Raw genomic sequence first — 25789 nt, 5'->3', positions numbered from 1 at the left:
GGCCGGGTGAAGGGGAATTCGCCCGGTACTTCAGCAAGGGGGAAACTTGCGCAGACAAGTGAAAAGAGCATGCGCGGCCACCGTCGCCACGGCAGCCGCCGTCGCCCTCGCCGCCGGCATGACCAGCCCGGCGTCGGCGAAGCCCGAGCAGCGGACCGATTCCGCCGCCCAGCTCTCCGCCCACCACCGCATCACCCTCATCACGGGTGACCGGGTCACCGTGGACACCAAGGGCCGGGTAATCGGCCTGGAGCGGGCGGAGGGACGGAAGCACATACCCGTCCAGATCCGTAAGACCGACGGGCACACGCTCGTCATACCCGCCGACGCGGCCCGGCTGATCACCGCCGGCAAGCTCGACCAGCGGCTGTTCGACGTCACCGAGCTCAACAAGTCGACGACCCGCAAGTCGCAGGCCAAGGGTCTGAAGGTGATCGTCGGTTACAAGGGCGCGGCGAGCGGCACCAAGGAAGACGTCCGGGACGCGGGCCAGCTCCGCCGGACCCTGAAGTCCCTGAACGCGGACGCGGTCCAGACGCCGTACACCGAGACACCCGACCTGTGGGACGCCGTCACCAACGGCGACAAGACCGCCTCGGGCATCGCGCACATCTGGCTCGACGGCACCCGCAAGGCGACGCTCGACAAGTCCGTGGCCCAGATCGGCGCCCCCAAGGCGTGGTCCGCGGGTTACGACGGCAAGGGCGTCAAGATCGCCGTCCTGGACACCGGCGTCGACGCGACCCACCCGGACCTCAAGGACCAGGTGATCGCCTCGAAGAACTTCACCCCGGCCGCCACCGCGGAGGACAAGGTCGGCCACGGCACGCATGTCGCGTCCATCGCGGCGGGCACCGGAGCGAAGTCCGGCGGCAAGTACAAGGGCGTGGCGCCCGGCGCCCAGGTCCTCAACGGCAAGGTCCTCGACGACACCGGCTCCGGTGACGACTCCGGCATCCTCGCCGGCATGGAGTGGGCGGCCGAGCAGGGCGCCCAGGTCGTCAACCTCAGCCTCGGCGGCATGGACACCCCCGAGGTGGACCCGCTGGAGGCGGCGGTCAACAAGCTGTCCGCCGAGAAGGGCATCCTGTTCGCCATCGCGGCGGGCAACTCCGGCCCGGAGTCGGTCGGTTCCCCGGGCAGCGCGGACGCCGCGCTCACCGTCGGCGCCGTCGACGACAAGGACAAGCTGGCCGACTTCTCCAGCACCGGCCCCCGCCTCGGCGACGGCGCCATCAAGCCGGACGTCACCGCTCCCGGTGTGGACATCACCGCCGCCTCCGCCAAGGGCAGCCTGATCGAGCAGGAGGTCGGCGAGAAGCCGGCCGGTTACCTGAGCATCTCGGGTACGTCGATGGCGACGCCGCATGTCGCGGGCGCCGCCGCGATCCTGAAGCAGCAGCACCCGGAGTGGACGTACGCCGAGCTCAAGGGCGCGCTGACCGCGTCCACCAAGGGCGGCAAGTACACGCCGTTCGAGCAGGGTTCGGGCCGGATCCAGGTCGACAAGGCCATCAAGCAGACCCTGGTCGCCGACCCGGTGTCGCTGAGCTTCGGGGTGCAGCAGTGGCCGCACACCGACGACACCCCGGTCACCAAGGAGCTGACGTACCGCAACCTCGGTACGCAGGACGTCACCCTGAAGCTGTCGTCGACCGCCACCAACCCGAAGGGCGAGCCGGCCCCGGCGGGCTTCTTCAAGCTGGGCGCCACCTCGGTGACCGTCCCGGCGGGCGGCAAGGCCACCGTCGACATGACGGTCAACACCAAGCTGGGCGGCACGCTGGACGGCGCCTACTCGGCGTATGTGACGGCGACGGGCGGCGGGCAGAGTGTCCGTACGGCCGCCGCGGTGCAGCGCGAGGTGGAGTCGTACGACGTCACCGTCAAGCACATCGGCAAGGACGGCAAGCCGACCGACGTCTACAACACCATCCTCCTCGGTTACACGGGTCTGGCCACCAACCGCTCCTACGGCGTTCCGCCGGTCGCCTCCGGCACCACGACGCTGCGGATGCCCAAGGGCCAGTACCTGCTGGACGCCTGGATCGCCAAGGACTTCAGCAACCTGGAGGGCGGCCTGGACTGGCTGGTCCAGCCGAGGCTGAACGTCACCAAGAACACCTCGGTCACGATCGACGCCCGTAAGACCCAGGCGGCCGACATCACGGTGCCGGACGCCGGGGCCAAGCAGCTCTCGGCGATGATCAACTACATGTACGACCCGGCGGGCATCGGCATCGGCGTCGGCTTCGACACCTTCGCCAATGTGCGGATGAAGCACCTGGGCGGCGAGGTCTCCGGTCTCCAGCAGACCTGGAGCGGCCAGTGGACCAAGGGTGCGAGCGCCGAGTACGACGTGGCCACCACCGCCAAGGTGAAGAAGATCCAGGGCGACAAGGTCCGCCACTTCAAGGCGAGCGAGCTCGCCACGGTGAAGAACCGGCTCGGCGCCTCGGCCCCGGGCAAGACCGGTGGCGTGGTCTCCTGGGGCATGTTCCCGACGGACCTCGTGATCGGCACGCCGGTCGAGCAGAAGCTGCCGGGCACCCGCACGTTGTACGTCTCGACGGCCGACAAGATCCAGTGGACCTTCGACGTCGAGCAGTACGGCAGCCGCAGCCCGGAGGGCTACCCGATCCCCGACGCCTTCTACACGCTGGGCAACCCGCAGACCTTCAAGGCGGGCCAGACCTACCAGAAGACGTTCAACAACGCGGTCTTCGGTCCGCACATCAACGCGGACTACGGCCTGTTCCGCGAGGGCAACAGCATCTACGGCTTCCTGCCGCTGTTCGCCGACGCGGCCAAGCACGCCGGCTCCTCGGACTTCACCTCGGTGAAGACGGAGCTGTACCGCAACGGCACGAAGATCGGCTCCAACACCGATCCGCTGTTCGGCGAGGGGATGTTCAAGGTCCCGTCCGCCGAGGCCGAGTACAAGCTGACCACCTCGGTCAAGCGGAGCGTCAAGGTCGCCGCCGCCTCCACGCGGATCGACGCGAGCTGGACGTTCAAGTCCAAGAAGCCGACCGCCGACCAGCTCAAGCTCCCTGCCTCCACGGTCCGCTTCAACGCGAAGACGGGTCTGGACAGCCGGGTCGAGGCCGGTAAGAAGCAGACCTTCCCGGTCAGCGTCGTGGGCGCCGCAGCGGGCAGCAACCTCAAGTCGCTGTCGGTGTGGGTGTCTTACGACCACGGCCAGACCTGGAAGAAGGTCACCGTCACCGGCGGCAAGATCACGGTGAAGAACCCGGAGAAGGACAAGGGCATCTCCTTCCACGCGAAGGTCGCCGACAAGAAGGGCAACAAGGCGACCATCTCGATCTACAACGCGTACTACGGCAAGTAAGCCGGTAGTTCACCGGTAAAGCCTGAAGGCGGCCGCCCCACGAGGGGCAGCCGCCTTCAGTGCGTCAGGAGCCGGACGGTCAGACCGCCGAACCGGCCTTCCAGTCCGCCCAGCTCAAGTTCCAGCCGTTGAGGCCGTTGTCCGGGGAGACCGTCTTGTCGCCGGTGTTCTGGACGACCACGACGTCACCGACGATCGAGTTGCTGTAGAACCAGTAGCCCTCGGTGCCCTTGTCATTGGCGCCCTTGGTGTCGTTCAGACCGACGCAGCCATGGCTGGTGTTGACGTTGCCGAAGACCGAGTCGGCGCCCCAGTAGTTGCCGTGGATGAAGGTGCCGGAGTTCGTCAGGCGGATGGCGTGCGGCACGTCCTTGATGTCGTACTCGCCCTTGCCGTCGTCGTCGGTGAAGCCCACGGTCGCGCCGTTCATGCGCGTCTCCTTGAACATCTCCGACATCACCATGACGCCCTCGTACGTCTTGTTCTCGGGCGAACCGGCGGAGACCGGGATGGTCTTGACGACCTTGCCGTCCTGCGTGACCTTCATCTGCTTGGTGTTGGCGTCGACGTACGACACCTGGTTGCGGCCGATCTTGAAGGTGACCGTCTTCTGCTGGACACCGTAGACACCCTCGGCGCCCTCGACACCGTCGAGCGCGAGCTCCAGCGTGACGGTGGAGCCTTCCTGCCAGTACTCGTCGGGCCGGCAGTCCATGCGGGTCTCGTTGAACCAGTGGCAGGCGACTTCCTGGCCGCTGGTCGTGGAGACCGTGACGCCCTTCTGGACGTCCGCCTTGTTGGTGATCGACTTGTCGAAGTTGAGCGAGACCGGCATGCCCACGCCGACGGTGGAGCCGTCCTCCGGCGTGAAGTAGCCGAGGAAGCTGTTCTTCGGGGAGAGCGTGGAGAAGGAGGCGTTCTCATGGGCCTCGAGGCCCTTGGCGTCCTCCGCCGTGACCGCGATCTTGTAGGTGGTCGACCGCTCCAGCTGGGCGCTCGGCTTCCAGCTCAGCTTGTCCGCGGATATCTCGCCCTCGACGGCGGTACCGTCCGCGGCGGTCATCGTCACCTCCGTGAGCGTGCCCTTGCTCACGGTGACGGCGGCGGAGTTGTTGATGGAGGCGTTGTCGGTGCCGTCCTTGGGCGTGATCTTGATCTGGGCCTCGGAGGTCTTCTCGGCCGCCGCCTCGTCGACCTTGGCCTGCGAGGTGTCGTTGCCGCCGTCGCTTCCGGAGGCCTCGTCGCCGCCGGAGCACGCCGAGAGCACCAGCACACCGCCGAGCAGTGCGGACGCGGCCATCAGGCCCTTGCGCCGCTTACTGTCCGTCATCACACGCTTCTCCATCGTTGCCGAATCCCCAACCCCGAGAGTCCCCGTCAAGAACCTTCAACGCTACGACCGGTTCGTCCCGTTCCACATCCCTTGGAGGTGTGGGGCACACCACGTCCGCTGCGGCGGGTGGTGTGGGTGTCGGTCAGTGCGCCCCTTGAGACGACGAAACCCCGGACGGCGGTTGCCGACCGGGGTCACGATTTCCCCAAGCCTGCTCAGCCAACCGTCTCTTCTTCGTCGTCCTCGTCGACATCATCCTCGTCGAGGTCCCAGTCCGGCGAGTCGGGGTCGTAGTCGATCTGCTCGCTGGACCAGGAGGCCTGCGCGAGGTCGATCCCGGGCACCTCACTGACCAGGTCGAACGGGTCCACGAGATAGGCGAGCGCCTCCGCGGTGTCTTCCGTCACAGCGCTCTCGGCGTGCGCCCGCTCGTCGCCGGGCATGTCGGCGTCGTCCGCGATCCGCTTCAGGGCCGCCTTGGTCAGGGCGTCCGCGTCGTCCACTTCGAGGACAAGTTCCACCCGAAGCCGTACAAAACGTGATGTCTCTTCAGTGCTCATGCCCGGAGCGTACGGCCCGAACATGGCTTGAGGCTCCCACGACTTTCCCACGACCCCGGGCTTTCATTAGCATCGCTCCACACGGCCAATTCGCCAGCGCCACAAGGGGATCGATATTCCGTGTCATCCGCTCGCCGTCCGTTGCTGACCGCCACCGCCGCGGGGACCCTCCTGGGCGCCCTGTGGTTCGTCCCGTCCGCGAATGCGAGCGGGGACGAGCCGGCGAGAGAGGCGCCCTCGACGGCTCCCTCCACACAGGTCACCCAGCAGGCCCGGGCCGCCGCCACGGACACCTCAGCCGTCGAACTCGCCGACACCGGAAGCTTCGACACCACGCCCTACGTCGTCGGCGGGACCTTCTCCCTCGCCCTCGGCGCGGGCTTCGTGGTGTATTCGGTACGACGGGAACGTCACGGTTTCTGAACCGACTTGACGTTTCTTTAACTAAACCTTCATAGTCCGCCTCATGAAGAGATCTTCGGGGGCGCGCATGGGCGCCACGGTCGCCCTGAGCGCGATAACGCTCGCCCTCATCACGGGTTGTTCGAGCGAGGAGTCCGACGACTCCAAGAGCACGGGCAAGGACAAGTCCGCCTCTCCGACGCAGGCCGCGAAGGCGCTGAGCGCCGCGGAGCTGGAGAAGCTGCTGCTTGCCCAGGGGGACCTGGGTGCCAAGAAGTACAAGGTCGAGGACGGGGACGACACCCTCCCCAAGTCCAAGACCGGAGTGACGTCGGAACAGGCCGAGTGCGAGCCGCTGGTGTGGGCCATGGCCGCTCTCCCTCCGGGGGAGACGGACGCGCACGCGTCCAACACCGTCTCGGAGGCCCCGGCGTCGACCGCCGCCGCGGACCCGGAGGACTTCGCGGACGCCTTCGACATCAATGTGACGTTCGTGGGCCTGTCCTCGTACGAGGGTGACGGCGCCGAGAAGGCCATGAAGGCCGTTTCCGACGGCGTCTCGGCCTGCGCCGGCGGGTACACCTTCACCGGCGAGGGCGAGACCACGAAGGTCACCAAGGTCTCCACCGCGAAGGCCTCCGGCCAGGGCGACGAGTCCGTGGCGTTCGTCCAGGCGGTCGACATGGACGGCGCAGGCCCGGCCAACTTCAGCACCGAGGTGGTGCGCAAGGGCAACACCATCGCCTCGTTCTACACGTTGAACCTCGCCGCGCTCGACTCCAGCAAGGCGGCCGAGATCCCGGCGGAGATCGTCACGGCTCAGCTGGGCAAGCTCAAGTAAGTCATCAGGAGCCCCGCTGCCACGTCTCGGCAGCGGGGCTCCGTGCTGTCCGCTACCGGAGCGGCCCGGTGACGCTCTCCACGGCCGCGACCAGCCGCCCGTCACGCACGAAGGCATCCGCCGCAGCGAGGTCGGGCGCGAGGAAACGGTCCGGCCCGGGCCCCTGAACCCCCGCCTTCCGTACGGCGTCGATGACGGCCTGCGTGGCGGGCGCGGGGGTGAGCCCCTCCCGCAGCTCCACGCCCCGCGTGGCCGCGTACAGCTCGACCGCGACGACCCGCGTCAGGTTGTCCACGGCGCTACGGAGCTTCCGCGCGGCCGACCACCCCATGGACACGTGGTCCTCCTGCATGGCGGAGGACGGAATCGAGTCGGCGGACGCCGGTACGGCCAGCCGCTTCATCTCGCTCACCAGCGCGGCCTGCGTGTACTGGGCGATCATCAGCCCGGAGTCGACGCCCGGGTCGTCCGCGAGGAACGGCGGCAGCCCATGGCTGCGGTTCTTGTCGAGCAGCCGGTCCGTGCGCCGCTCGGCGATAGACGCGAGGTCGGCGGCGGCGATGGCGAGGAAGTCGAGGACGTAGGCGACCGGCGCGCCGTGGAAGTTGCCGTTGGACTCGACGCGTCCGTCCGGCAGGACAACAGGGTTGTCCACGGCGGAGGCCAGCTCGCGCTCGGCGACCAGCCGGGCATGCGCCATGGTGTCCCGTCCGGCACCGGCGACCTGCGGAGCGCACCGCACCGAGTAGGCGTCCTGGACGCGCGGGGCGTCGTCCTGGTGGTGGCCGGTGAGCTGGGAGTCCTTCAGTACGGCGAGCATGTTGGCGGCTGCGGCGCCCTGCCCCGGGTGGGGGCGGATGGCGTGCAGCTCGGGGGCCAGCACCTTGTCGGTACCGAGGAGCGCCTCGAGGGAGAGGGCGGCGGTGATGTCGGCGGACTTGTAGAGGGTCTCCAGATCCGCCAGCGCCATGACCAGCATGCCGAGCATGCCGTCGGTGCCGTTGAGAAGGGCGAGGCCCTCCTTCTCGCGGAGCTCGACGGGCGCGATGCCGTGCTCGGCGAGCAGCTCGCCGGCGGGGCGTACGACGCCGTCCGGCCCTTCCGCGTCGCCCTCGCCCATGAGCGCGAGGGCGCAGTGGGAGAGCGGGGCGAGGTCGCCGGAGCAGCCGAGGGAGCCGTACTCGTGGACGACGGGGGTGATGCCGGCGTTCAGGACGTCGGCCATGGTCTGCGCGACCTCGGGGCGGACGCCGGTGTGGCCCGAGCAGACGGTCTTGAGCCGCAGGAACATGAGCGCGCGCACGACCTCGCGCTCGACGCGCGGGCCCATTCCAGCGGCGTGCGAGCGGACGATGTTGCGCTGGAGCTGAGCGCGCAGCTCCTGGCTGATGTGCCGGCTCGCCAGGGCGCCGAAGCCGGTGGAGACGCCGTAGACGGGCTCGGGCTTGGCCGCGAGGGCGTCCACGATCTCCCGGGCCGCGGCGAGAGCGCCCACGGCCTCCTGGCTGAGCTCGACGCGGGCGCCACCACGCGCCACGGCGAGAACGTCGGACGCGGTCACTCCGGACGTCCCCACCACCACAGTGTGCATATCCATATTCAGGAGCGTACGCAGTGAATTCGAAGATGTCACCAGTGGGGACGGGGTTTGCCCCTTACCGATTGGTCACGTCGGTGGGGCGGCGGGGTGGAGTGAGCGGCGGTTGGGGGCGGCGGGGACGGCGGAAGCGGCGATCGGGATCGGCGGAAGCGGCGGAAGCGGCCACCGGGGACGCCGGAGGCGGCGGGAACGGTGGTCGGGGACGCCGGAGGCGGCGGGAACGGTGGTCGGGGACGCCGGAGGCGGCGGGAACGGTGGTCGGGGACGCCAGAGGCGATCAGTCGGGGACGCCGGAGGCGATCGGTCGGGGACGGCGGAGGCGATCGGTTCGGTCGGCGGCGTTTGCCCGGAGCGGCGGTGAGCGACAGCCCCGGGGGGCTCGGGCGTGCGGTGACGGTCTCAGCGGCGGCCGCGGAAGCGGCGGCGCTCTGCTGTGGGGGGCTCGGTGGAGGGGGCGTCGGCCAGTTGTACGACCGGGTCGTCGGGGCCCTCTCGGCCCGCTACCACCGGCTTCGTGGCGCGCATCGCCTTGGCCTGGTACTGAGCCGCGTCGGCCAGCCGGAACAGGCGGCGGGCCGAGCGGACCGGGCCGATGGGATCGGCCGTGGAGGCGACCCCGCAGGCCACCCCGTCGCCCAGCTCCAACTCGGCGGCCCGGCGGCACAGTTCGTCGGCGGCGCGAACGACCTCGTCGGCGGGCGGGCCGACGGCGAGCAGACAGAACTCGTCGCCGCCGAGACGGGCGGCGAGGGTGCCGGGAAGCATGGCGCCGCACAGGGAGAGAACCGAGCCGAAACGCTCCAGCAGGCGGTCGCCGACGGCGTGCCCGCGGGTGTCGTTGACGCGCTTGAGCCCGTTCAGATCGCAGACGACGAGGCTGACGACGACACCCTCCTTGCGGTGCCGTTCGACGGCCTCGTCCAGCCGTCCGTCCACGGCTCGGCGGTTGGCGAGACCGGTGAGCGCGTCGGTGAACGCCAGCCGCCGAGCCTCCTCCAGCCGCTCCGCCTGGGCGATCCCGGCGGCGACGACGGCCGCGAGCACAGTGGCGAAGTCGGCGTCCTCCCGTTCGAAGACGGGGGCGCCGGTCGGACGGGCTACGTAGAGCTCGCCCCACGCCCGGCCGTGCAGCACGATGGGCGCGACGACGCAACACCCGCGACCCCGGCGCCGTAGGGCAGCGACGCGCTGATGGATGTACCCGGGCCGCCGGCCGGCCGCGGGCCCCTCCGCGGTCTCGACCCAGGCGTTGGGCTCACCGCCCCCCGCCCAGCGCTCGTGCAGAAACTCGGTGATCTCCGGGAACTGATGGACGGGATAAGCCTCGCCATCAGGGAACTCCACCTCGTCCGGGGCCCGGTCCCCCACATTGACGAGCACCCGCAACCGCCCCAGCTCCCGCTCCCACACCGACAGCGCGGCAAAACTCCCCCCGAGCGCACGACAGGCCCCCACCGCCGCCGCCCGCCAGGCCTCCCGCGAACTGTGCGCCGCCGCCATCCCCTGCGCCAACCCCACAACGGCCGACAGCCGGTTCTCCTCACCCATCACTCCAGGCTAGGGAGGTTCGCGACAAATAGGGACATTGATACGGCGAACAGGTGTCAACCTGCCGGGCCGCGCCCACCCAGGGGGGCCGTCACTCCCCCGGCCACTCCGGCCTCCGCTTCTCGTTGAACGCCGCCACCCCCTCCGCCCGGTCCCCCGAGAACGCCACCGACCGCCACGCCGCGTCCTCGACCTCAAGACCGGCCCGCAGATCCAGCCCGTGCCCCAGACGCAGCGCCCGCTTCGCCGCCCGCAGGCCCACCGGCGAGTTCCCGGCGATCCGCGACGCCAGAGACAGCGCCTCCTCCCGGTCCCGCCCCGCCTCCACCAGCTGATCCACGAGCCCCAACTCCTGTGCCTCCACAGCCTCGACCCGCCGCGCCGTGAAGATCAGCTCAGCCGCCCGAGCCGCCCCGACCCGCCGCGGCAGCAACTGCGTACCGCCACCACCCGGGATCACTCCCACCGACACCTCGGGCAGCCCCACCACGGCAGTCGCGTCCGCCACGATCAGATCGCAGGACAGCGCCAGCTCGAACCCACCCCCCAGCGCAAACCCATGCACCGCCGCGATCGTCGGCACCGGCAGCTCCAGCACCCCCGTGTACGCCCCCCGAGCCACCGGCCGCTGTCGCACCAGATCCGCGTCGCTGAAAGAGTTCCGCTCCTTCAGATCCGCCCCGACACAGAACGCCCGCTCATGCGTAGAGGTCACCACCACCACACGCACGCTCGCGTCCGCCCCCAGCGCCGCACACGCCGCCCCCACCGACCGCGCCATCTCCGTCGACACGGCGTTCATGGCCTTCGGCCGGTCCAGGGCGAGTTCCGCGACATGCCCGCCGTCCCCGTGCCGCCGTACCTGCACGAACTCCCCGTACCGCTCCTCGCTCATGACACCCTCCGGTTAACGCGGGTTAACAACGATCGCCCCGATCATCGCAGCCCGGCCTCCCTGGGGGAAGGCACCCCATTCGGGTGACATCCCCCGAAACCGCGCTCCCCCCACCCGCCGGAGCGCATAGCGTGCGTCCGCCACGGCGCAACGGGGGCGCGAGCGCATCGGGGAGGGATCGTGATGGCGGTTACGGAAGCGTCGGCGACGCAGACCACGGACGACACGGGGACCGGCACCCCAACCCGCCTCTTCGGCGCCCGCGGCCGGCACCGTCGCCCCCGTCCCCGCAAGGTCCTGCTCGCCGCGGGCGGCCTCGCCCTGGCGGCCGGCGCCCTGAGCCTCGTACGACTGACCCCCGAGTCGGGGCTCAGCAGCCTCGGCACCCCGGAGGCGGAACCCTGGCTGAACCCCAGCGGGGACAGGGACCCGGCAGCGGACCGCGCCACGAACGCCGCCGCGACCGTGGGCACGGTCCCGCAGGTCAGCCCGTCCGCGACCACCGCCATGGGCGGCCTGGGCGCCACCCCCACGGCGACCCCGAGCCTCGTACCGACGACGACTCCGGGAGCCGTCACCCCCGTAACACCCCTGGACCCCGCGACGACGATCCCCGAGGCCCCGAACACCGCCACACCCCGGCCGAACCCGCCCGCGACGACGGGCCCCGCCCCACAGCCGCCCGCAGCCGCGCCGACGCCCGCTCCCAGCGCGCCCGCGAACTCCCCGAGCCCGCAGCCGTCGCCCAGCCCCACCGACCGTCCGGGTGTGTGCCTTCCGATCGTGGGGCTGTGCGTGACCCGCTGACGGCCTCCGCTACGAGGGAGTCCCGTCGCGCCGCGCGAGCAGCCACGGCTCGACCACGCCGAGGCCACGCACGGGCCGCTGCCACATCGGCTGCAGCGCGAAGCGGTACGTCGGCGGCTCCTCGCCCTCCTTCTCGGCGGCCGCCGCGGCCTCCGCCGCCTCCGCCTCGGAGGCCGGTGCCTCGCCGGTACGGATCAGCTCCTCCGCGAAGGCGCTGTCGACGAGGACGGCGTCCCGAGGAGCTATCGAGGTGAGCCGGGAGGCCAGATTCACGGTCGTACCGAAGACATCGCCCATACGAGTGGTCACCGTGCCGAAGGCGATGCCGACCCGCAGCTCGGGCATGGTCTCGTCGTTCGCCATGGTCTCGATGAGTCGCAGCGCGATCTCGGCGGCGACACCCGCGTCGTCGGCGGAGTACAGCACCTCGTCACCGAGCGTCTTGATGAGCCGTCCGCCGCGCGCCGCGACCAGGTCGGCGGCGGTGGTCTCGAAGGCCTCGACGAGTTCGCCGAGCTCCTCCTCCTCCATACGGCGGGTCAGCCGCGTGAACCCGACGAGGTCGGCGAAGCCGACGGCGAGCCGCCGGTCGACCATCTCCTCGTCGTCGGCGGCCTGCACGACCCGCCCGGTGGCGGCGGCGAGCTGGCGGCGCCAGACGTAGACGAGGAACTCCTCCAGTTCGGGCAGGAGCAGCTCGACCAGGGGGTAGGTGACCTCGGTCCGGGTCATGCCCGGCTCCGGCGGCTCGGTCAGGCCCTCCAGGAAGGAGTCGATCTGCCACTCGGCGAGCCGGGCCGTGGTCTGCCCGGTGGATCTCGCCACCTGCACGGCCATGGCCTCACTGAGCAGCCCCGCCTCGACCAGACCGGCGAGGCGCCTGAGCGCCAGTACATCGGCCTCGGTCAGCGCCTTGGCCTGCCCGATGTCGGCGAAGCCCATGGCCCGCCAGAAACGGGAGGCCAGCTCCATCGAGACACCGGCGCTGCGGGCGGCCTGAAAGGGGGTGTAGCGCCGCTCCGCGCCGAGGATGAGCTGTTCAAGACGCAGGGCGAGTGGATCTTCGCCGGGGTCGGCGGCGTAGGGGTCCATGCCGGAGCCCGTGTCGTCGACGGTCACGCCTGCTGCCCTTCCGATCTGCCGCGGTCAGGTATCGACCGGCCTTCACTTTACGGCAGGTGTGCCCTAGCTCACTCCGTCAGGGCGATTCCGGAGGGGGTGACGGTGGCAAGGGCGAAGAACTCACGCCGGACGCAGGTGCACGATGTCCCCCGCCCCCACGGGCTCCTGCACCCCCTCCTCGGTGGCGATCACCAGGCGGCCGTCCCCGTCCACCGCGACCGCCTCCCCGACCAGCGACCGGTCCCCGGGCAGCTCGGCCCGCACCACGCGCCCGAGCGTCGCGCACCCCGCCGCATACGTCTCCTGCAGACCGCTCACCGCGGGGTCGCCCCCGGCCGACCGCCACCGCCCGTACCAGTCCTCCAGCGACCGCAGCACCGCCCGCAGCAAGGGATCCCGGTCCGTGCTCACCGCCCCGGCCAGCGCCAGCGAGCCCGCCTGCGGCACCGGGAGTTCCTCCTCCTTGAGGGTGACGTTGATACCGACGCCCACCACCACCCCGTCGTCCCCGGCCCGCTCCGCGAGGATGCCCCCGGCCTTGCGCTCCTCCCCGCCGACGGTCACCAGCACGTCGTTGGGCCACTTGAGTGCCGTATCGACCCCCGCCGCCCGTGAAAGCCCCGTCGCCACCGCCACCCCGGTGAGCAGCGGCAGCCAGCCCCAGCGGGTGACCGGGACGCCCGTCGGCTTCAGCAGGACGGAGAAGAAGAGGCCCGAGCGAGGCGGTGCCGTCCACTGCCGGTCGAGCCGCCCCTTGCCTGCCGTCTGCTCCTCGGCGACCAGGACCGCGCCCTCCTCGGCCCCGCCCTTCGCGGCCAGAGCCACCAGATCACTGTTGGTGGAGCCGGTGCGCTGCACCACCTCCACGTCGCACCACAGTCCGTCCGCCCGTACCAGCGCCCGGCGCAGTGCCGAGCCATTGAGCGGAGGACGTTCCAGGTCGGACCAGCGGCTGTCGTCTGATGCATCGCGCGGCGTCATGCAAGCCACCCTAGGTGTGGCCAACGCCGCACTGCCGATTGGTAGGCGCGCCACTACTCTACGGATGAGTAACCGTCCCCCCTTTTGAGCAGGCAGGGAGCCGCGATCCCGATGTCCGAGCCGGAAGAGCAGATCGACATCCACACCACCGCGGGCAAGCTCGCGGATCTTCAGCGCCGCATCGATGAAGCGACGCACGCCGGCTCCGCACGTGCCGTCGAGAAGCAGCACGCCAAGGGCAAGTTGACGGCCCGTGAGCGCATCGAGCTCCTCCTCGACGAGGGGTCCTTCGTCGAGCTGGACGAGTTCGCCCGGCACCGGTCGACCAACTTCGGCCTGGAGCACAACCGCCCCTACGGCGACGGCGTCGTCACCGGGTACGGCACGGTCGACGGCCGCCCGGTCGCCGTGTTCTCGCAGGACTTCACCGTCTTCGGCGGCGCGCTGGGCGAGGTCTACGGCCAGAAGATCGTCAAGGTCATGGACTTCGCGCTGAAGACCGGCTGCCCGGTCATCGGCATCAACGACTCCGGCGGCGCCCGGATCCAGGAGGGCGTCGCGTCGCTGGGCGCGTACGGCGAGATCTTCCGCCGCAACACCCATGCGTCAGGGGTCATCCCGCAGATCTCGCTCGTCGTGGGCCCGTGTGCGGGCGGGGCGGTCTACTCCCCCGCGATCACCGACTTCACGGTCATGGTCGACCAGACCTCGCACATGTTCATCACCGGCCCGGACGTCATCAAGACCGTCACCGGTGAGGACGTCGGCTTCGAGGAGCTCGGCGGCGCCCGTACCCACAACTCCGCCTCGGGCGTGGCGCACCACATGGCCGGGGACGAGAAGGACGCCATCGAGTACGTCAAGCAGCTGCTGTCGTACCTGCCGTCCAACAACCTCTCCGAGGCCCCGGCCTTCCCGGAGGAGGCGGACCTCGAACTCACCGACGAGGACCGCGAGCTGGATGCGATCGTGCCGGACAGCGCGAACCAGCCGTACGACATGCACACGGTGATCGAACACGTCCTGGACGACGCCGAGTTCTTCGAGACGCAGCCGCTGTTCGCGCCGAACATCCTCACCGGGTTCGGGCGGGTCGAGGGCCGGCCGGTGGGCATCGTCGCCAACCAGCCGATGCAGTTCGCCGGCTGTCTCGACATCGACGCGTCCGAGAAGGCCGCGCGGTTCGTGCGGACCTGCGACGCCTTCAACGTCCCGGTGCTCACCTTCGTCGACGTGCCCGGCTTCCTGCCCGGCGTCGACCAGGAGCACACCGGCATCATCCGCCGCGGCGCCAAGCTGATCTACGCCTACGCCGAGGCGACGGTCCCGCTGATCACCGTCATCACCCGCAAGGCCTTCGGCGGCGCCTACGACGTCATGGGCTCCAAGCACCTCGGCGCCGACCTCAACCTCGCCTGGCCGACCGCCCAGATCGCCGTCATGGGCGCCCAGGGCGCGGTCAACATCCTGCACCGCCGCACGATCGCCGAGGCCGAGACGAACGGCGACCTGGAGGCGACCCGCGCCCGTCTGATCCAGGAGTACGAGGACGCCCTCCTCAACCCCTACATCGCGGCCGAGCGCGGCTACATCGACGCCGTGATCATGCCGTCGGAGACCCGCCGCCACATCGTGCGCGGCCTGCGCCAGCTCCGCACCAAGCGGGCGTCCCTGCCCCCCAAGAAGCACGGCAACATCCCCCTCTAAGGAGCCGCTGTGACGATCAAGGTCTTGCGGGGCAACCCGACCCCCGAGGAGCTGGCCGCCGCCCTGGCGGTGGTCCGCGCCCGCGCCGCGGCGGCAGCATCGGTGCCGCCCGGCGCGCCCACGGAACGGGACTCGTGGTCCGACCCGGCGAGGATCGCGGCACACCGCTTGCCGCAACCGGGCCCGACGACGTGGGCACGTACGTACTGGCCTGGGTAAAACTCCTCAGGGGCGCGGGGAACCGCGCACAGTCGTGGAACCAAGGGCGCCAATTAAGTACGCATACTCAGGCGCCCTGAACGGCCCAAGCCCCACGCTAGTGGCATGCTCTGGTCCGACCCCGAAGACGAGCCGCCGAAAGAACTCCGCGATGTGCAGAACATGCTGCGGAGACTCGGCGTGCTCGTGGCGTTGGCCATGGTGCTCGCCATGCTCGTGGCCGGACTACGCTGACTCCATGACTGATCAGCCCCGCCGCCGACTCGTCCTGGCCTCCCAGTCCCCCGCCCGGCTGGGGCTGTTGCGCCAGGCCGGTCTGGACCCCGAGGTCATCGTCAGCGGCGTCGACGAGGACGCCGTCACCGCGCCCACCCCCGCCGAGTTGGCCCTCGCCCTGGCCGAGGCGAAGGCCTCCGTCGTGGCGGCGAAGCCGGAGGTCATGGGTGCGCTGGTGATCGGCTGCGACTCGGTCCTCGACCTGGACGGACAGCCGCTGGGCAAGCCGGCCGACGCCGAGGAGGCCACCGCGAGGTGGAAGTCGATGCGCGGCCGGGCCGGAACCCTCCAGACCGGCCACTGCGTCTGGGACACGGTGAGCGGACGGCACGCCTCCGCCACCGCCTCCACCGTCGTCCGCTTCGGCGAGCCGACCGACGAGGAGATCGCCGCGTACGTCGCCTCGGGCGAACCCCTCTATGTCGCCGGGGCGTTCACCCTCGACGGCCGCTCGGCCCCGTTCATCGACGGCATCGACGGCGACCACGGCAATGTGATCGGCATCAGCCTGCCGTTGGTCCGACGGCTGCTGGCCCAGTTGGGGATCTCCATCACCGACCTGTGGACGTGACCTCGGACGTCCTTACGCCGGCGCAGCCCCATTCGTAGGCTCCGGCCGAGCGTCCACCGGCTCCCCGTTGCCCTGGGCGTCGTACGTCATCAGCAACAGCACGATCAGCCCCAGCACCACCACCATGAACAGGAACGCCGTCCAGCCCACCAGGCCCCAGGCGAACGCCCCCAGCAGCCCGTGCACGACCGCCGCGCTGATCAACAGCACCCGCCCGAGCCCGGCCGCCGGGCGATCCCGTAGCGCGACCAACAGCGCCACCACGCCGCACAGCGCGAAGTACAAGCCGAAGACCACGCCCCCGATCTTCGACGACACCGACATCACATCCGGGTCCAGCCCCGCCAGGGACATGTCCTGGCGGTCGACCACGACGCCCAGGAACCACTGGACCGCTGCGATGCCGAACGCCTCGGTGAAGAGGACGACCGCCACCACCCATGCCACCGGTCTGCGCACCACCGGCCCCCACCCACTTCCGAGCGCTCTAGCGCCGTCCTAGCAGGACTGCGGTTACTCCAAGTACGTTCGAGACAAGCGAACGCTACTAACGGGTAAACCTCGGGACAAGGGTTCTGAGAGGGGCAAAGAATCGTTGGGCCATTCGTAGGGACTCCACAAAGAAACGGAGTGGCCCGCAGCACCTGATGACAGAGACCTTGACCACAGCGGGCGGCTAGGGTTTCCGGGAGGAGTCCCGCGTACCACGGTGCGACAAGGGATTTCGCGGGTCGAGCGAGCCTCGAATCACGCTCCGTGTGGGCAAGCTCACCATTGGGGACGGGTCGAAGTGCCGTGTCGGCAGTCCCTAAACTCGGCTTGTTTCAAGGAGGGAGCCTCAATCGTGCGCAAGGTGCTCATCGCCAACCGTGGCGAAATCGCTGTCCGCGTGGCCCGGGCATGCCGGGACGCCGGTATCGCGAGCGTGGCCGTATACGCCGACCCGGACCGGGACGCTCTGCATGTCCGCGCCGCGGATGAGGCGTTCGCCCTGGGCGGTGACACCCCGGGCACTAGCTATCTGGACATCGAGAAGGTCCTCAAGGCGGCGCGCGAGTCGGGGGCCGACGCCATCCACCCCGGCTACGGATTCCTCTCCGAGAACGCCGACTTCGCGCAGGCGGTTCTCGATGCCGGGCTGATCTGGATCGGTCCGCCGCCGCAGGCCATCCGGGACCTCGGTGACAAGGTCGCCGCCCGGCACATCGCCCAGCGCGCGGGTGCGCCGCTGGTCGCCGGCACGCCGGACCCGGTCTCCGGCGCCGAGGAGGTCGTCGCCTTCGCCGAGCAGCACGGTCTGCCGATCGCGATCAAGGCCGCCTTCGGTGGCGGTGGCCGCGGTCTGAAGGTCGCCCGGACCCTCGAAGAGGTGCCCGAGCTCTACGACTCGGCGGTCCGTGAGGCCGTCGCCGCCTTCGGCCGGGGCGAGTGCTTCGTCGAGCGCTACCTGGACAAGCCGCGGCATGTGGAGACCCAGTGCCTGGCCGACCAGCACGGCAATGTCGTGGTCGTGTCGACCCGTGACTGCTCGCTCCAGCGCCGCCACCAGAAGCTGGTCGAGGAGGCCCCGGCGCCGTTCCTCTCCGACGAGCAGGTCGCCGAGCTGTACTCCTCCTCCAAGGCCATCCTGAAGGAGGCCGGTTACGTCGGCGCCGGTACCGTCGAGTTCCTCGTCGGCATGGACGGCACGATCTCCTTCCTGGAGGTCAACACCCGTCTCCAGGTGGAGCACCCGGTCACCGAGGAGGTCGCCGGCATCGACCTCGTACGCGAGATGTTCCGGATCGCCGACGGCGAGGAGCTGGGTTACGACGACCCGGCGCTGCGCGGCCACTCCTTCGAGTTCCGCATCAACGGCGAGGACCCGGGCCGTAACTTCCTCCCGGCGCCCGGCACGGTCACCACGTTCAACGCGCCCTCCGGCCCCGGCGTCCGGCTGGACGCGGGCGTGGAGTCCGGCGCGGTCATCGGCCCGGCCTGGGACTCCCTGCTGGCCAAGCTGATCGTCACCGGCCGCACCCGCAAGGAGGCCCTGCAGCGGGCCGCCCGCGCCCTGGAGGAGTTCCAGGTCGAGGGCATGGCCACGGCCATCCCGTTCCACCGCGCGGTCGTCGAGGACCCGGCGTTCGCCCCCGAACTCACCGGCAGCCAGGACCCCTTCACGGTCCACACCCGCTGGATCGAGACCGAGTTCGTCAACGAGATCAAGCCCTTCGCCGCCCCCGCCGACGTGGACACGGACGACGAGGCGGGCCGTGAGACGGTCGTCGTCGAGGTGGGCGGCAAGCGCCTGGAGGTCTCCCTGCCGTCCTCGCTCGGCATGTCGCTGGCCCGCACCGGCCTCGCCGCCGGGGCCAAGCCCAAGCGCCGCGCGGCGAAGAAGTCCGGCCCCGTCGCCTCCGGCGACACCCTCGCCTCCCCGATGCAGGGCACGATCGTCAAGATCGCGGTCGAGGAGGGCCAGGAGGTCAAGGAGGGCGACCTGGTCGTCGTCCTGGAGGCCATGAAGATGGAGCAGCCGCTCAACGCCCACAAGTCCGGCACCATCAAGGGCCTGGCCGCCGAGGTCGGCGCCTCGATCACCTCGGGCGCGGCGATCTGCGAGATCAAGGACTGAGCAGCCGTACGACATCCCGAAGCGCCCGGCGGACTGGAGCAGACAGTCCGCCGGGCGCCTCGTTTTCCCCGTCCCCCGCTTCGGTGGACCCTAGGTGGTGCGCGTCCAGCCGATGCCGTGCCGGACGACGACGAGTCCGGCCAGGGCGAAGGCGACGCCCATCATCGCGAAGGACAGGACGGTCAGGGGCATGATGCCGCCCGCGTATCCGACCACGTTGACCGGCATGGACAGGATCAGCAGCCAGGCCGCCCAGGGAGCGATCACCCGGCCGCGCAGCAGGGCGACGCCGAGCAGGATCGCCCCGAGGACATGGGCGACGACGAAGTAGAAGGTCGGTACGGCGACCACCAGCAGTCCGTACGTCCCTTCCCCGGCCTTCGCCAGGGCTTCCTGGCTCACGCCTTCCTCGAGCCCGCCCAGGGCGACCGCGTCCAGCTCCGGTGCCGAGGAGATGGCCAGCAGCCCGGTGCCGAGCAGGACGAGCCCCCACAGCCCGAGCTTGGGCGAGTACCGCATCGCCAGCAGCCCCACCACCAGCGTGCCGACCACCAGCGCGATCGACCCGAACAGCCAGCACCACAGGCTCACCTGGGTGAGCGTCCGGTCGTCGGCGATGTCCCGGACGATCTCCTCCTCCGAGCCCCCGGTGCTGTACGGGATGATGCCGACACCGAGGGCCAGCAGGAACGGCCCGAGCACGGTGGTGATCCCCAGCAGAACGCGCCCGGTACCGGCCGGCGCCCCCGGCTCGGCGGCCGAGGTCGGCGCACGCGACGGAGTCGTGGTCATGAGAGTCCCCCTTGGCGGCTGCCCACGCGCGGGGCGCCTTCCGCCAGTGAAGCGAGCACGCCAGGCCGATGACCATCCGTCAATTCTGACGTATCGCGACATGTCGCCTCAGGCGGCCCGCTATTCCCCGAGCATCCCGAGATCCCGCCCCCTGCGCAGCAGCGCCGCCGTGTGCCCCGCCTCCAACTTCCGGTGCAGGGAGGCGATATACCCCCGCACGGTCGCCGGGGCCAGCCCCATCCGCCGGGCCGCCTCCGTCGCCGTACACCCGCCGTCGAGGTGCCGCAAGGTACGCAACTCCTGCTCGGTCACCCCGAAGAGCCGGGCGGTGGTGCGGGCCCGCGCAAGATCCCGGAGCAGCAGCAGAACGGGCAACCCGGGTGCGGCAGGCGGCACATGCCGGACCTCCACGTCCCGGGTGGCGAAGTCGCCGACACCGAGCAGCGGATGATCGAGTACGGCGGGCAGGAGACCGCCGGCCACGGCATTGAGGGCGTACGGCCGCCCGGCCTCGTCGAGGGCGGCGACCCCCCGGTCCTGCCCGCCGACCAGTTCCAGCGCGGCTACGGAAGCCACAAACGGGCATACGCCACCGACGCAAACGTGCGGCGGTGGCAGGGCTTCCACTGTGCCTCGGGCCGGAAGTCCAGGTTTTGGCGCCCTCACCTGCGCGGACGCAGGCGATTCTGGTCCGCGCCGGCATTCAGCGCCACCACGGGTTCCTGCTTCATCAGCCCTTGCCCCTCCCGCAGGGGAGTCGGTCTTACACGGGCCTCCACAGGCGTCACTTTCCGCCCGCCCGGCGGTAGGTCCGCCAGCAGCGCTGTCGGACGGGGGAACGCTATCGGCGCAGGCGCCCGAACTCGGGACAAGAAGCGACAGGTTCACCGTGACGCGCGACGAATCAACCGCGTGTTCGACAGCAAGGATCGCGACTACCAGCCGCAACAGCTCGGGCAGCACCCGCGCCCGCAACTCCTCGACGGAACCGACCTCTTCAAGACCCCGTACGACGGACAGCACCCGCCGCCCGTCCGCGCCACTGATCTCCATGCGCACTCCCCCGGCGCTGCTCCCGCCCGAGACGTCCTGTAAGAGACGTTAGGGCCCCGGACGGGCGCGGGAAGGCCACTCGCAGGTGCGCGATGGCATCCTGAAGGCAGAGCCGGGCGCGGATGAGAGCAGGTGGGAGCCATGGTGGGCGCGACCTCACGCGGGACCGCGGAGAGTGGAGGTGCGGCGGCATCGCAAGTTGCTCCGCGCGCCATGCGCGCCGACGCCCGGCGCAACTACGACCGCCTCCTCACCGAGGCCCGCACCGCCTTCGCCGAGCACGGCACGGACGCGTCCCTGGAGGACGTGGCCCGCAGAGCGGGCGTAGGCATCGGCACCCTCTACCGCCACTTCCCCAACCGCCACGCCCTACTGAGCGCGGTCTTCGAGGACGCGGTGAGCGACCTACTGGCCCGGGCCCGCGAACTGAGCCGGGCGCCGGAGCCGTGCGGCGCCCTGGTGACCTGGCTACGGGAGATGGTCGAGCACGCGAGCGAGTACCGCGGCTTGTCGCGAGCGCTGATGTCCGTCTCCTACGACGACACGTCGGCCCTGGCCCGGTGCAGCGACCCGATCAGGGAGGCGGGAGGTGAGCTGCTGAGCAGAGCGCAGGAGGCGGGCAAGGTCCGCACGGATGTGGCGATCGCCGACCTGCTCCAGCTCACCCATGCCATCGCATTGGCGGCGGAAGAGACCCCGGGGGATCCAGACCTGGCGGACAGGTTGCTGATGTTGACACTGAGGGGGTTGAAAACGGACCTCTAGGGGCGCGGGGAACTGCGCGACCAGCCACAACGGACCCGCAGCCGCCCAAATACAGCAAAACCCCTGTGAATAGGCGCCCTTAACGCCGCCGAAGATCAGCGACACGCCCCCGCTCAGCCCCCGGCACCGGCTCCCCAAGCACCGCCGACCGAAGCCCCGCCGGAGCCGCCCGCCTAGGGCCCGGCACAGACCGCGCAGCGCGTCGTGCCGGGACTTCGTCACCCCCCTGGCTCCCACTCGCCCCGGCCACGGCGATCTGCACCCCCTGATCGGCAAGGGCCTGCAACTCGGTCTGGGCACGGTCGTCATGAGTCGGCGGCTCATCGGTCACCAGCCGCGTGATCACATCCGTAGGCACGGTCTGGAACATCGTGTCCGTACCGAGCTTGGTGTGATCGGCGAGGACGACAACTTCCGCCGCCGCCTGCACCAGCGCCCGGTCGACGGACGCCGAGAGCATGTTGGACGTGGACAGCCCGCGCTCGGCCGTAAGGCCGCTCCCGGACAGGAAGGCACGGGAGACCCGAAGCCCCTGCAGGGACTGCTCGGCCCCGCTGCCCACGAGGGCGTAGTTCGAACCGCGGAGAGTGCCGCCGGTCATCACGACCTCCACCCGGTTCGCATGGGCCAACGCCTGGGCCACCAGCAGGGAGTTGGTGACGACGGTCAGCCCGGGCACCCGGGCCAGCCGACGGGCCAGCTCCTGCGTGGTCGTACCGGCCCCGACCACGATGGCCTCGCCCTCTTCGACGAAGTTCGCGGCGAGATCGGCGATGGCCGTCTTCTCGGCGGTCGCGAGATGTGATTTCTGCGGAAAGCCGGACTCCCGCGTGAACCCGCCCGGCAATACCGCACCGCCATGTCGGCGGTCGAGGAGTCCTTCTGCCTCCAGCGCGCGCACGTCCCGCCGTACGGTCACTTCGGAGGTCTGGACGACGCGGGCGAGCTCACGGAGCGACACGGCCCCATTCGCTCGCACCATTTCGAGGATCAATTGGCGACGTTCTGCAGCGAACACGAAACTGACAGTAACCCCAACGACCGTCTGGTTTCAGCAGTTTGCGCCGAATAGCAGAAGTTGTTCGCACAGGAGGGCGGGAAGTGGTATAGGAGCTACGCCCCGTGCCTATGCCGCACGCATGCTCGACAACTCCCCGTGACCAGCGGGGAGTCGGTTCAAGCCGTCAGATCTCGCCGCCGGTCTTGCGGGTGTGCAGCTGCCGGGCCACCTCGGCGATCGACCCCGAAAGGGAGGGGTACACGGTGAACGCGTTCGCGATCTGTTCGACCGTCAGATTGTTGTCGACGGCGATCGAGATGGGGTGGATCAGTTCCGAGGCGCGCGGGGAGACGACCACACCGCCGACCACGATGCCGGTGCCCGGACGGCAGAAGATCTTGACGAAGCCGTCCCGGATGCCCTGCATCTTGGCGCGCGGGTTGCGCAGCAGCGGGAGCTTGACGACACGGGCGTCGATGACTCCGCCGTCCACATCCGCCTGGCTGTAGCCGACGGTGGCGATCTCCGGGTCGGTGAAGACGTTCGAGGAGACCGTCTTCAGGTTCAGCGGGGCGACGGCGTCGCCGAGGAAGTGGTACATGGCGATACGGCCCTGCATCGCCGCGACGGAGGCGAGGGCGAAGACGCCGGTCACGTCGCCGGCGGCGTACACACCGGGGGCGGTGGTGCGCGACACCTTGTCGGTCCAGATGTGACCGGAGTCGCGCAGCCTGACGCCGGCCTCCTCGAGGCCCAGCCCGGCGCTGTTCGGGATGGCGCCGACGGCCATGAGGCAGTGCGAGCCGGTGATGACGCGGCCGTCGGCGAGGGTGACCTCGACGCGGTCGCCGACGCGCTTGGCGGCGGCGGCGCGGGAGCGGGACATGACGTTCATGCCGCGCCGCCGGAAGACGTCCTCGAGCACGGCGGCGGCGTCCGAGTCCTCGCCGGGCAGCACGCGGTCGCGGGAGGAGACGAGGGTGACCCGGGAACCCAGGGCCTGGTAGGCGCCGGCGAACTCGGCACCGGTGACACCCGAGCCGACCACGATGAGCTCTTCCGGCAGCTCGTCGAGGTCGTAGACCTGGGTCCAGTTGAGGATGCGCTCGCCGTCGGGCTGGGCGTCGGGCAGCTCGCGCGGGTGACCGCCGGTGGCGATGAGGACGGCGTCGGCGACGAGGGTCTCCTCGGTGCCGTCGGCTGCGGCCACGACCACCTTGCGGGAGCCGTCGAGGGCCTGCATGCCGTCGAGGCGGCCACGGCCGCGCATGACCCGGGCGCCGGCCCGGGTGACGGCGGCGGTGATGTCGTGCGACTGCGCGAGCGCGAGCCGCTTCACCCGGCGGTTGACCTTGCCGAGGTCCACGCCGACGACCCGCGCGGGGGTGTCGATGTGGGGGGTGTCGTCGGCGACGATGATGCCGAGCTCTTCGTACGACGAATCGAAGGTGGTCATCACCTCGGCCGTAGCGATAAGGGTCTTCGACGGCACGCAGTCGGTGAGCACCGACGCCCCGCCCAGACCGTCGCAGTCGACGACGGTCACCTCCGCGCCGAGCTGGGCGGCCACCAGGGCCGCCTCGTATCCGCCGGGTCCGCCACCGATGATCACGATCCGAGTCACGTACTCCATTGTCCCGCACGCACCGCGGTGCTACGGCCCAGGGCCCCGCCCGAGACCCCACTGTTACGGGAGGGACGCGCGATGCGCCCTGCCGTACCCTCTCCCCATGTCGCTCTACGCCGCGTACGCCGGCAACCTCGACGCGCGGCTGATGACCCGCCGCGCCCCGCATTCGCCGCTGCGCGCCACCGGCTGGCTGAACGGGTGGCGGCTGACCTTCGGGGGCGAGCAGATGGGCTGGGAGGGCGCCCTGGCGACGATCGTCGAGGATCCCTTCTCCCAGGTCTTCGTCGCGCTGTACGACATCGCCCCCATGGACGAGGAGTCCCTGGACCGCTGGGAGGGCGTGGGCCTCGGCGTCTACCGCCGGGCCCGGGTACGCGCGGTCACGCTGGAGGGCGAGGAGTCGGCGTGGGTCTACGTCCTGAACGGCTACGAGGGCGGCCTGCCGTCGGCACGGTACCTGGGCGAGATCGCGGACGCGGCGGAGTCGGCGGGGGCGCCGCACGACTATGTGATGGAGCTGCGGAAGCGGCCTTGCTGAGGACGGGGGCTTCTTCGAGCGGGGCATTTCCCTCCTGGCCGCCGATCCGTTCCATCCGAAGTCCCGGGCCATCGGCTCCACCGGGGCCGAGCGCACGATCCGGCTCACGCGGGAGATCCTGGTCGAGTACGTGGTCAGCCGCGGCCGACTGCTGGTCTTCGCGGTCGCGGCCTTCGAGGAGGGGGAAGTCCTTGTCCCGGACGGCTGACCGCGCGCGTTTCGTCGGAAACAACAAGACAACGATCGCCATCCCGTGGGCTCTGTCATCTACGCGCGTAGGCATTGACCGGCTACCCTCGTCGGCGTGAACGCATCTCTTCTTCCGGACGACATCCAGGGCGACCCGTACGCCGCCGCCGACGCCGCCGCCGCTCGCCTGCGCGAACTGACGGGCGCCGAGACCCACGACGTCGCCCTCGTGATGGGCTCCGGCTGGGCGCCGGCCGTGGACGCCCTCGGCGATCCCGACGCCGAGTTCCAGGTCACCGAGCTGCCCGGGTTCCCGCCGCCGGCGGTCGCGGGCCACGGCGGCAAGATCCGCTCGTACCAGATCGGTGCCAAGCGGGCGCTGGTCTTTCTCGGCCGTACGCACTACTACGAGGGCCGTGGAGTGGCCGCGGTCGCGCACGGTGTGCGTACGGCGGTCGCGGCGGGCTGCAAGACGGTCGTGCTGACGAACGGATGCGGTGGTCTGCGGGAGGGCATGCGCCCGGGGCAGCCGGTCCTGATCAGCGACCACATCAACCTCACGGCGACGTCGCCGATCGTGGGCGCGAACTTCGTGGACCTGACGGATCTGTACTCCCCCCGGCTGCGCGCCCTGTGCAAGGAGATCGACGCCACGCTGGAGGAGGGTGTCTACGCCCAGTTCCCCGGCCCGCACTACGAGACTCCCGCGGAGATCCGGATGGCTCGGGTCATCGGGGCGGACCTGGTGGGTATGTCGACGGTCCTCGAAGCGATCGCGGCGCGTGAGGCGGGTGCGGAGGTGCTGGGTATCTCCCTGGTCACGAACCTCGCCGCGGGTATGACGGGCGAGCCCCTGAACCACGAGGAAGTCCTCCAGGCCGGCCGCGACAGCGCCACCCAGATGGGTTCACTGCTGGCGCAGGTGTTGGGCCGCCTGTAAGTCCGACGGAACTTTTTCGCCCCGCCGCCCCTACCCGTCCCATCCCTGGGG

Annotated in this window: 25 protein-coding genes; 13 read left to right on the top strand and 12 right to left on the bottom strand. The window is 70.3% G+C overall.

Annotation, left to right across the window (positions count from 1 at the left end; all coding sequences use genetic code 11):
- Positions 1 to 118: 118 nt before the first annotated feature.
- The gene (locus tag OHT76_RS27225) at positions 119 to 3352 is read left to right on the top strand and encodes a S8 family peptidase (protein ID WP_328876631.1); all 3234 of its coding nucleotides are present in this window, start codon (positions 119 to 121) and stop codon (positions 3350 to 3352) included.
- 79 nt (positions 3353 to 3431) lie between these two features.
- On the opposite strand, the gene OHT76_RS27220 is transcribed toward OHT76_RS27225, so the two are convergent.
- Positions 3432 to 4682 (bottom strand): L,D-transpeptidase, encoded by a 1251-nt coding sequence (locus OHT76_RS27220; RefSeq protein WP_328873479.1) that lies wholly within the window; start codon positions 4680 to 4682, stop codon positions 3432 to 3434.
- Positions 4683 to 4900: 218 nt separating this feature from the next.
- Entirely contained in the window at positions 4901 to 5245 is a 345-nt protein-coding gene (locus tag OHT76_RS27215) for a hypothetical protein (protein WP_328873478.1), read from the bottom strand.
- A 120-nt stretch (positions 5246 to 5365) separates the two neighbouring features.
- On the opposite strand from OHT76_RS27215, the gene OHT76_RS27210 reads away from it, so the two are divergent.
- Entirely contained in the window at positions 5366 to 5668 is a 303-nt protein-coding gene (locus OHT76_RS27210) for an LPXTG cell wall anchor domain-containing protein (RefSeq protein ID WP_328873477.1), read from the top strand.
- Between the two features lie 43 nt (positions 5669 to 5711).
- Complete coding sequence (locus tag OHT76_RS27205) at positions 5712 to 6488, top strand: hypothetical protein (RefSeq protein ID WP_328873476.1); 777 nt, start codon at positions 5712 to 5714, stop codon at positions 6486 to 6488.
- Between the two features lie 52 nt (positions 6489 to 6540).
- Here the strand turns inward: OHT76_RS27205 and hutH are convergent, their stop codons facing one another.
- From hutH to OHT76_RS27190, 3 genes are all read right to left on the bottom strand, one after another.
- Positions 6541 to 8079 (bottom strand): histidine ammonia-lyase, encoded by a 1539-nt coding sequence (hutH, locus tag OHT76_RS27200; protein WP_328876630.1) that lies wholly within the window; start codon positions 8077 to 8079, stop codon positions 6541 to 6543.
- 408 nt (positions 8080 to 8487) lie between these two features.
- Positions 8488 to 9636 carry a GGDEF domain-containing protein gene (locus OHT76_RS27195; protein WP_328873475.1) on the bottom strand — a complete coding sequence of 383 codons (1149 nt, stop codon included), beginning with the start codon at positions 9634 to 9636 and terminating at the stop codon, positions 8488 to 8490.
- Between the two features lie 91 nt (positions 9637 to 9727).
- The gene (locus OHT76_RS27190; RefSeq protein WP_328873474.1) at positions 9728 to 10531 is read right to left on the bottom strand and encodes an enoyl-CoA hydratase/isomerase family protein; all 804 of its coding nucleotides are present in this window, start codon (positions 10529 to 10531) and stop codon (positions 9728 to 9730) included.
- 183 nt (positions 10532 to 10714) lie between these two features.
- Between OHT76_RS27190 and OHT76_RS27185 the strand changes: the two genes are divergently transcribed.
- Complete coding sequence (locus OHT76_RS27185) at positions 10715 to 11338, top strand: hypothetical protein (protein WP_328873473.1); 624 nt, start codon at positions 10715 to 10717, stop codon at positions 11336 to 11338.
- A 9-nt stretch (positions 11339 to 11347) separates the two neighbouring features.
- Here OHT76_RS27185 and OHT76_RS27180 read toward each other — a convergent pair whose 3' ends face one another.
- Positions 11348 to 12457: an adenylate/guanylate cyclase domain-containing protein gene (locus OHT76_RS27180; RefSeq protein ID WP_328873472.1), complete on the bottom strand. Its 1110-nt coding sequence runs from the start codon at positions 12455 to 12457 to the stop codon at positions 11348 to 11350.
- A 123-nt stretch (positions 12458 to 12580) separates the two neighbouring features.
- Positions 12581 to 13441, bottom strand: a complete 861-nt coding sequence (locus tag OHT76_RS27175) for a biotin--[acetyl-CoA-carboxylase] ligase (RefSeq protein ID WP_328873471.1) — start codon at positions 13439 to 13441, stop codon at positions 12581 to 12583.
- Between the two features lie 111 nt (positions 13442 to 13552).
- On the opposite strand from OHT76_RS27175, the gene OHT76_RS27170 reads away from it, so the two are divergent.
- The 4 genes from OHT76_RS27170 to OHT76_RS27155 all read left to right on the top strand — a co-directional run bounded on the left by OHT76_RS27170 (position 13553) and on the right by OHT76_RS27155 (position 16214).
- Complete coding sequence (locus OHT76_RS27170) at positions 13553 to 15148, top strand: acyl-CoA carboxylase subunit beta (RefSeq protein WP_328873470.1); 1596 nt, start codon at positions 13553 to 13555, stop codon at positions 15146 to 15148.
- Positions 15149 to 15157: 9 nt separating this feature from the next.
- Positions 15158 to 15367 carry an acyl-CoA carboxylase epsilon subunit gene (locus OHT76_RS27165; protein ID WP_315887284.1) on the top strand — a complete coding sequence of 70 codons (210 nt, stop codon included), beginning with the start codon at positions 15158 to 15160 and terminating at the stop codon, positions 15365 to 15367.
- 105 nt (positions 15368 to 15472) lie between these two features.
- The gene (gene mmpB, locus OHT76_RS27160; RefSeq protein ID WP_328873469.1) at positions 15473 to 15601 is read left to right on the top strand and encodes a morphogenic membrane protein MmpB; all 129 of its coding nucleotides are present in this window, start codon (positions 15473 to 15475) and stop codon (positions 15599 to 15601) included.
- Positions 15602 to 15605: 4 nt separating this feature from the next.
- Positions 15606 to 16214, top strand: coding sequence for a Maf family protein (locus tag OHT76_RS27155; protein WP_328873468.1), 609 nt, complete (start codon positions 15606 to 15608; stop codon positions 16212 to 16214).
- A 12-nt stretch (positions 16215 to 16226) separates the two neighbouring features.
- On the opposite strand, the gene OHT76_RS27150 is transcribed toward OHT76_RS27155, so the two are convergent.
- Entirely contained in the window at positions 16227 to 16676 is a 450-nt protein-coding gene (locus tag OHT76_RS27150; protein WP_328873467.1) for a hypothetical protein, read from the bottom strand.
- A gap of 382 nt (positions 16677 to 17058) precedes the next feature.
- On the opposite strand from OHT76_RS27150, the gene OHT76_RS27145 reads away from it, so the two are divergent.
- A complete protein-coding gene (locus OHT76_RS27145) occupies positions 17059 to 18831 on the top strand; it encodes an acetyl/propionyl/methylcrotonyl-CoA carboxylase subunit alpha (RefSeq protein WP_328873466.1) in 1773 nt (590 codons plus the stop codon).
- A 90-nt stretch (positions 18832 to 18921) separates the two neighbouring features.
- On the opposite strand, the gene OHT76_RS27140 is transcribed toward OHT76_RS27145, so the two are convergent.
- Both OHT76_RS27140 and OHT76_RS27135 read right to left on the bottom strand, forming a co-directional pair.
- Positions 18922 to 19623 carry a hypothetical protein gene (locus OHT76_RS27140; protein WP_328873465.1) on the bottom strand — a complete coding sequence of 234 codons (702 nt, stop codon included), beginning with the start codon at positions 19621 to 19623 and terminating at the stop codon, positions 18922 to 18924.
- Positions 19624 to 19743: 120 nt separating this feature from the next.
- Entirely contained in the window at positions 19744 to 20199 is a 456-nt protein-coding gene (locus OHT76_RS27135) for a helix-turn-helix transcriptional regulator (RefSeq protein WP_328873464.1), read from the bottom strand.
- Between the two features lie 336 nt (positions 20200 to 20535).
- Between OHT76_RS27135 and OHT76_RS27130 the strand changes: the two genes are divergently transcribed.
- Both OHT76_RS27130 and OHT76_RS27125 read left to right on the top strand, forming a co-directional pair.
- Positions 20536 to 20718: a hypothetical protein gene (locus tag OHT76_RS27130; RefSeq protein ID WP_328873463.1), complete on the top strand. Its 183-nt coding sequence runs from the start codon at positions 20536 to 20538 to the stop codon at positions 20716 to 20718.
- 171 nt (positions 20719 to 20889) lie between these two features.
- Positions 20890 to 21441, top strand: coding sequence for a TetR/AcrR family transcriptional regulator (locus OHT76_RS27125; RefSeq protein ID WP_328873462.1), 552 nt, complete (start codon positions 20890 to 20892; stop codon positions 21439 to 21441).
- A 79-nt stretch (positions 21442 to 21520) separates the two neighbouring features.
- On the opposite strand, the gene OHT76_RS27120 is transcribed toward OHT76_RS27125, so the two are convergent.
- Together OHT76_RS27120 and OHT76_RS27115 are read right to left on the bottom strand one after the other, a co-directional pair.
- A complete protein-coding gene (locus OHT76_RS27120) occupies positions 21521 to 22459 on the bottom strand; it encodes a DeoR/GlpR family DNA-binding transcription regulator (RefSeq protein ID WP_328873461.1) in 939 nt (312 codons plus the stop codon).
- 166 nt (positions 22460 to 22625) lie between these two features.
- Positions 22626 to 24074 carry an NAD(P)H-quinone dehydrogenase gene (locus OHT76_RS27115; protein ID WP_328873460.1) on the bottom strand — a complete coding sequence of 483 codons (1449 nt, stop codon included), beginning with the start codon at positions 24072 to 24074 and terminating at the stop codon, positions 22626 to 22628.
- 97 nt (positions 24075 to 24171) lie between these two features.
- On the opposite strand from OHT76_RS27115, the gene OHT76_RS27110 reads away from it, so the two are divergent.
- Together OHT76_RS27110 and OHT76_RS27105 are read left to right on the top strand one after the other, a co-directional pair.
- Positions 24172 to 24609: a gamma-glutamylcyclotransferase gene (locus OHT76_RS27110; RefSeq protein ID WP_328873459.1), complete on the top strand. Its 438-nt coding sequence runs from the start codon at positions 24172 to 24174 to the stop codon at positions 24607 to 24609.
- Between the two features lie 304 nt (positions 24610 to 24913).
- The gene (locus OHT76_RS27105) at positions 24914 to 25738 is read left to right on the top strand and encodes a purine-nucleoside phosphorylase (protein WP_328873458.1); all 825 of its coding nucleotides are present in this window, start codon (positions 24914 to 24916) and stop codon (positions 25736 to 25738) included.
- Positions 25739 to 25789 lie beyond the last annotated feature (51 nt).

The sequence above is a fragment of the Streptomyces sp. NBC_00287 genome (assembly GCF_036173105.1).
Taxonomy (GTDB): Bacteria; Actinomycetota; Actinomycetes; order Streptomycetales; family Streptomycetaceae; genus Streptomyces.
The sequence above is the reverse complement of the archived record's forward strand: the minus strand, read 5'-3'. Positions and strand labels throughout refer to the sequence as shown.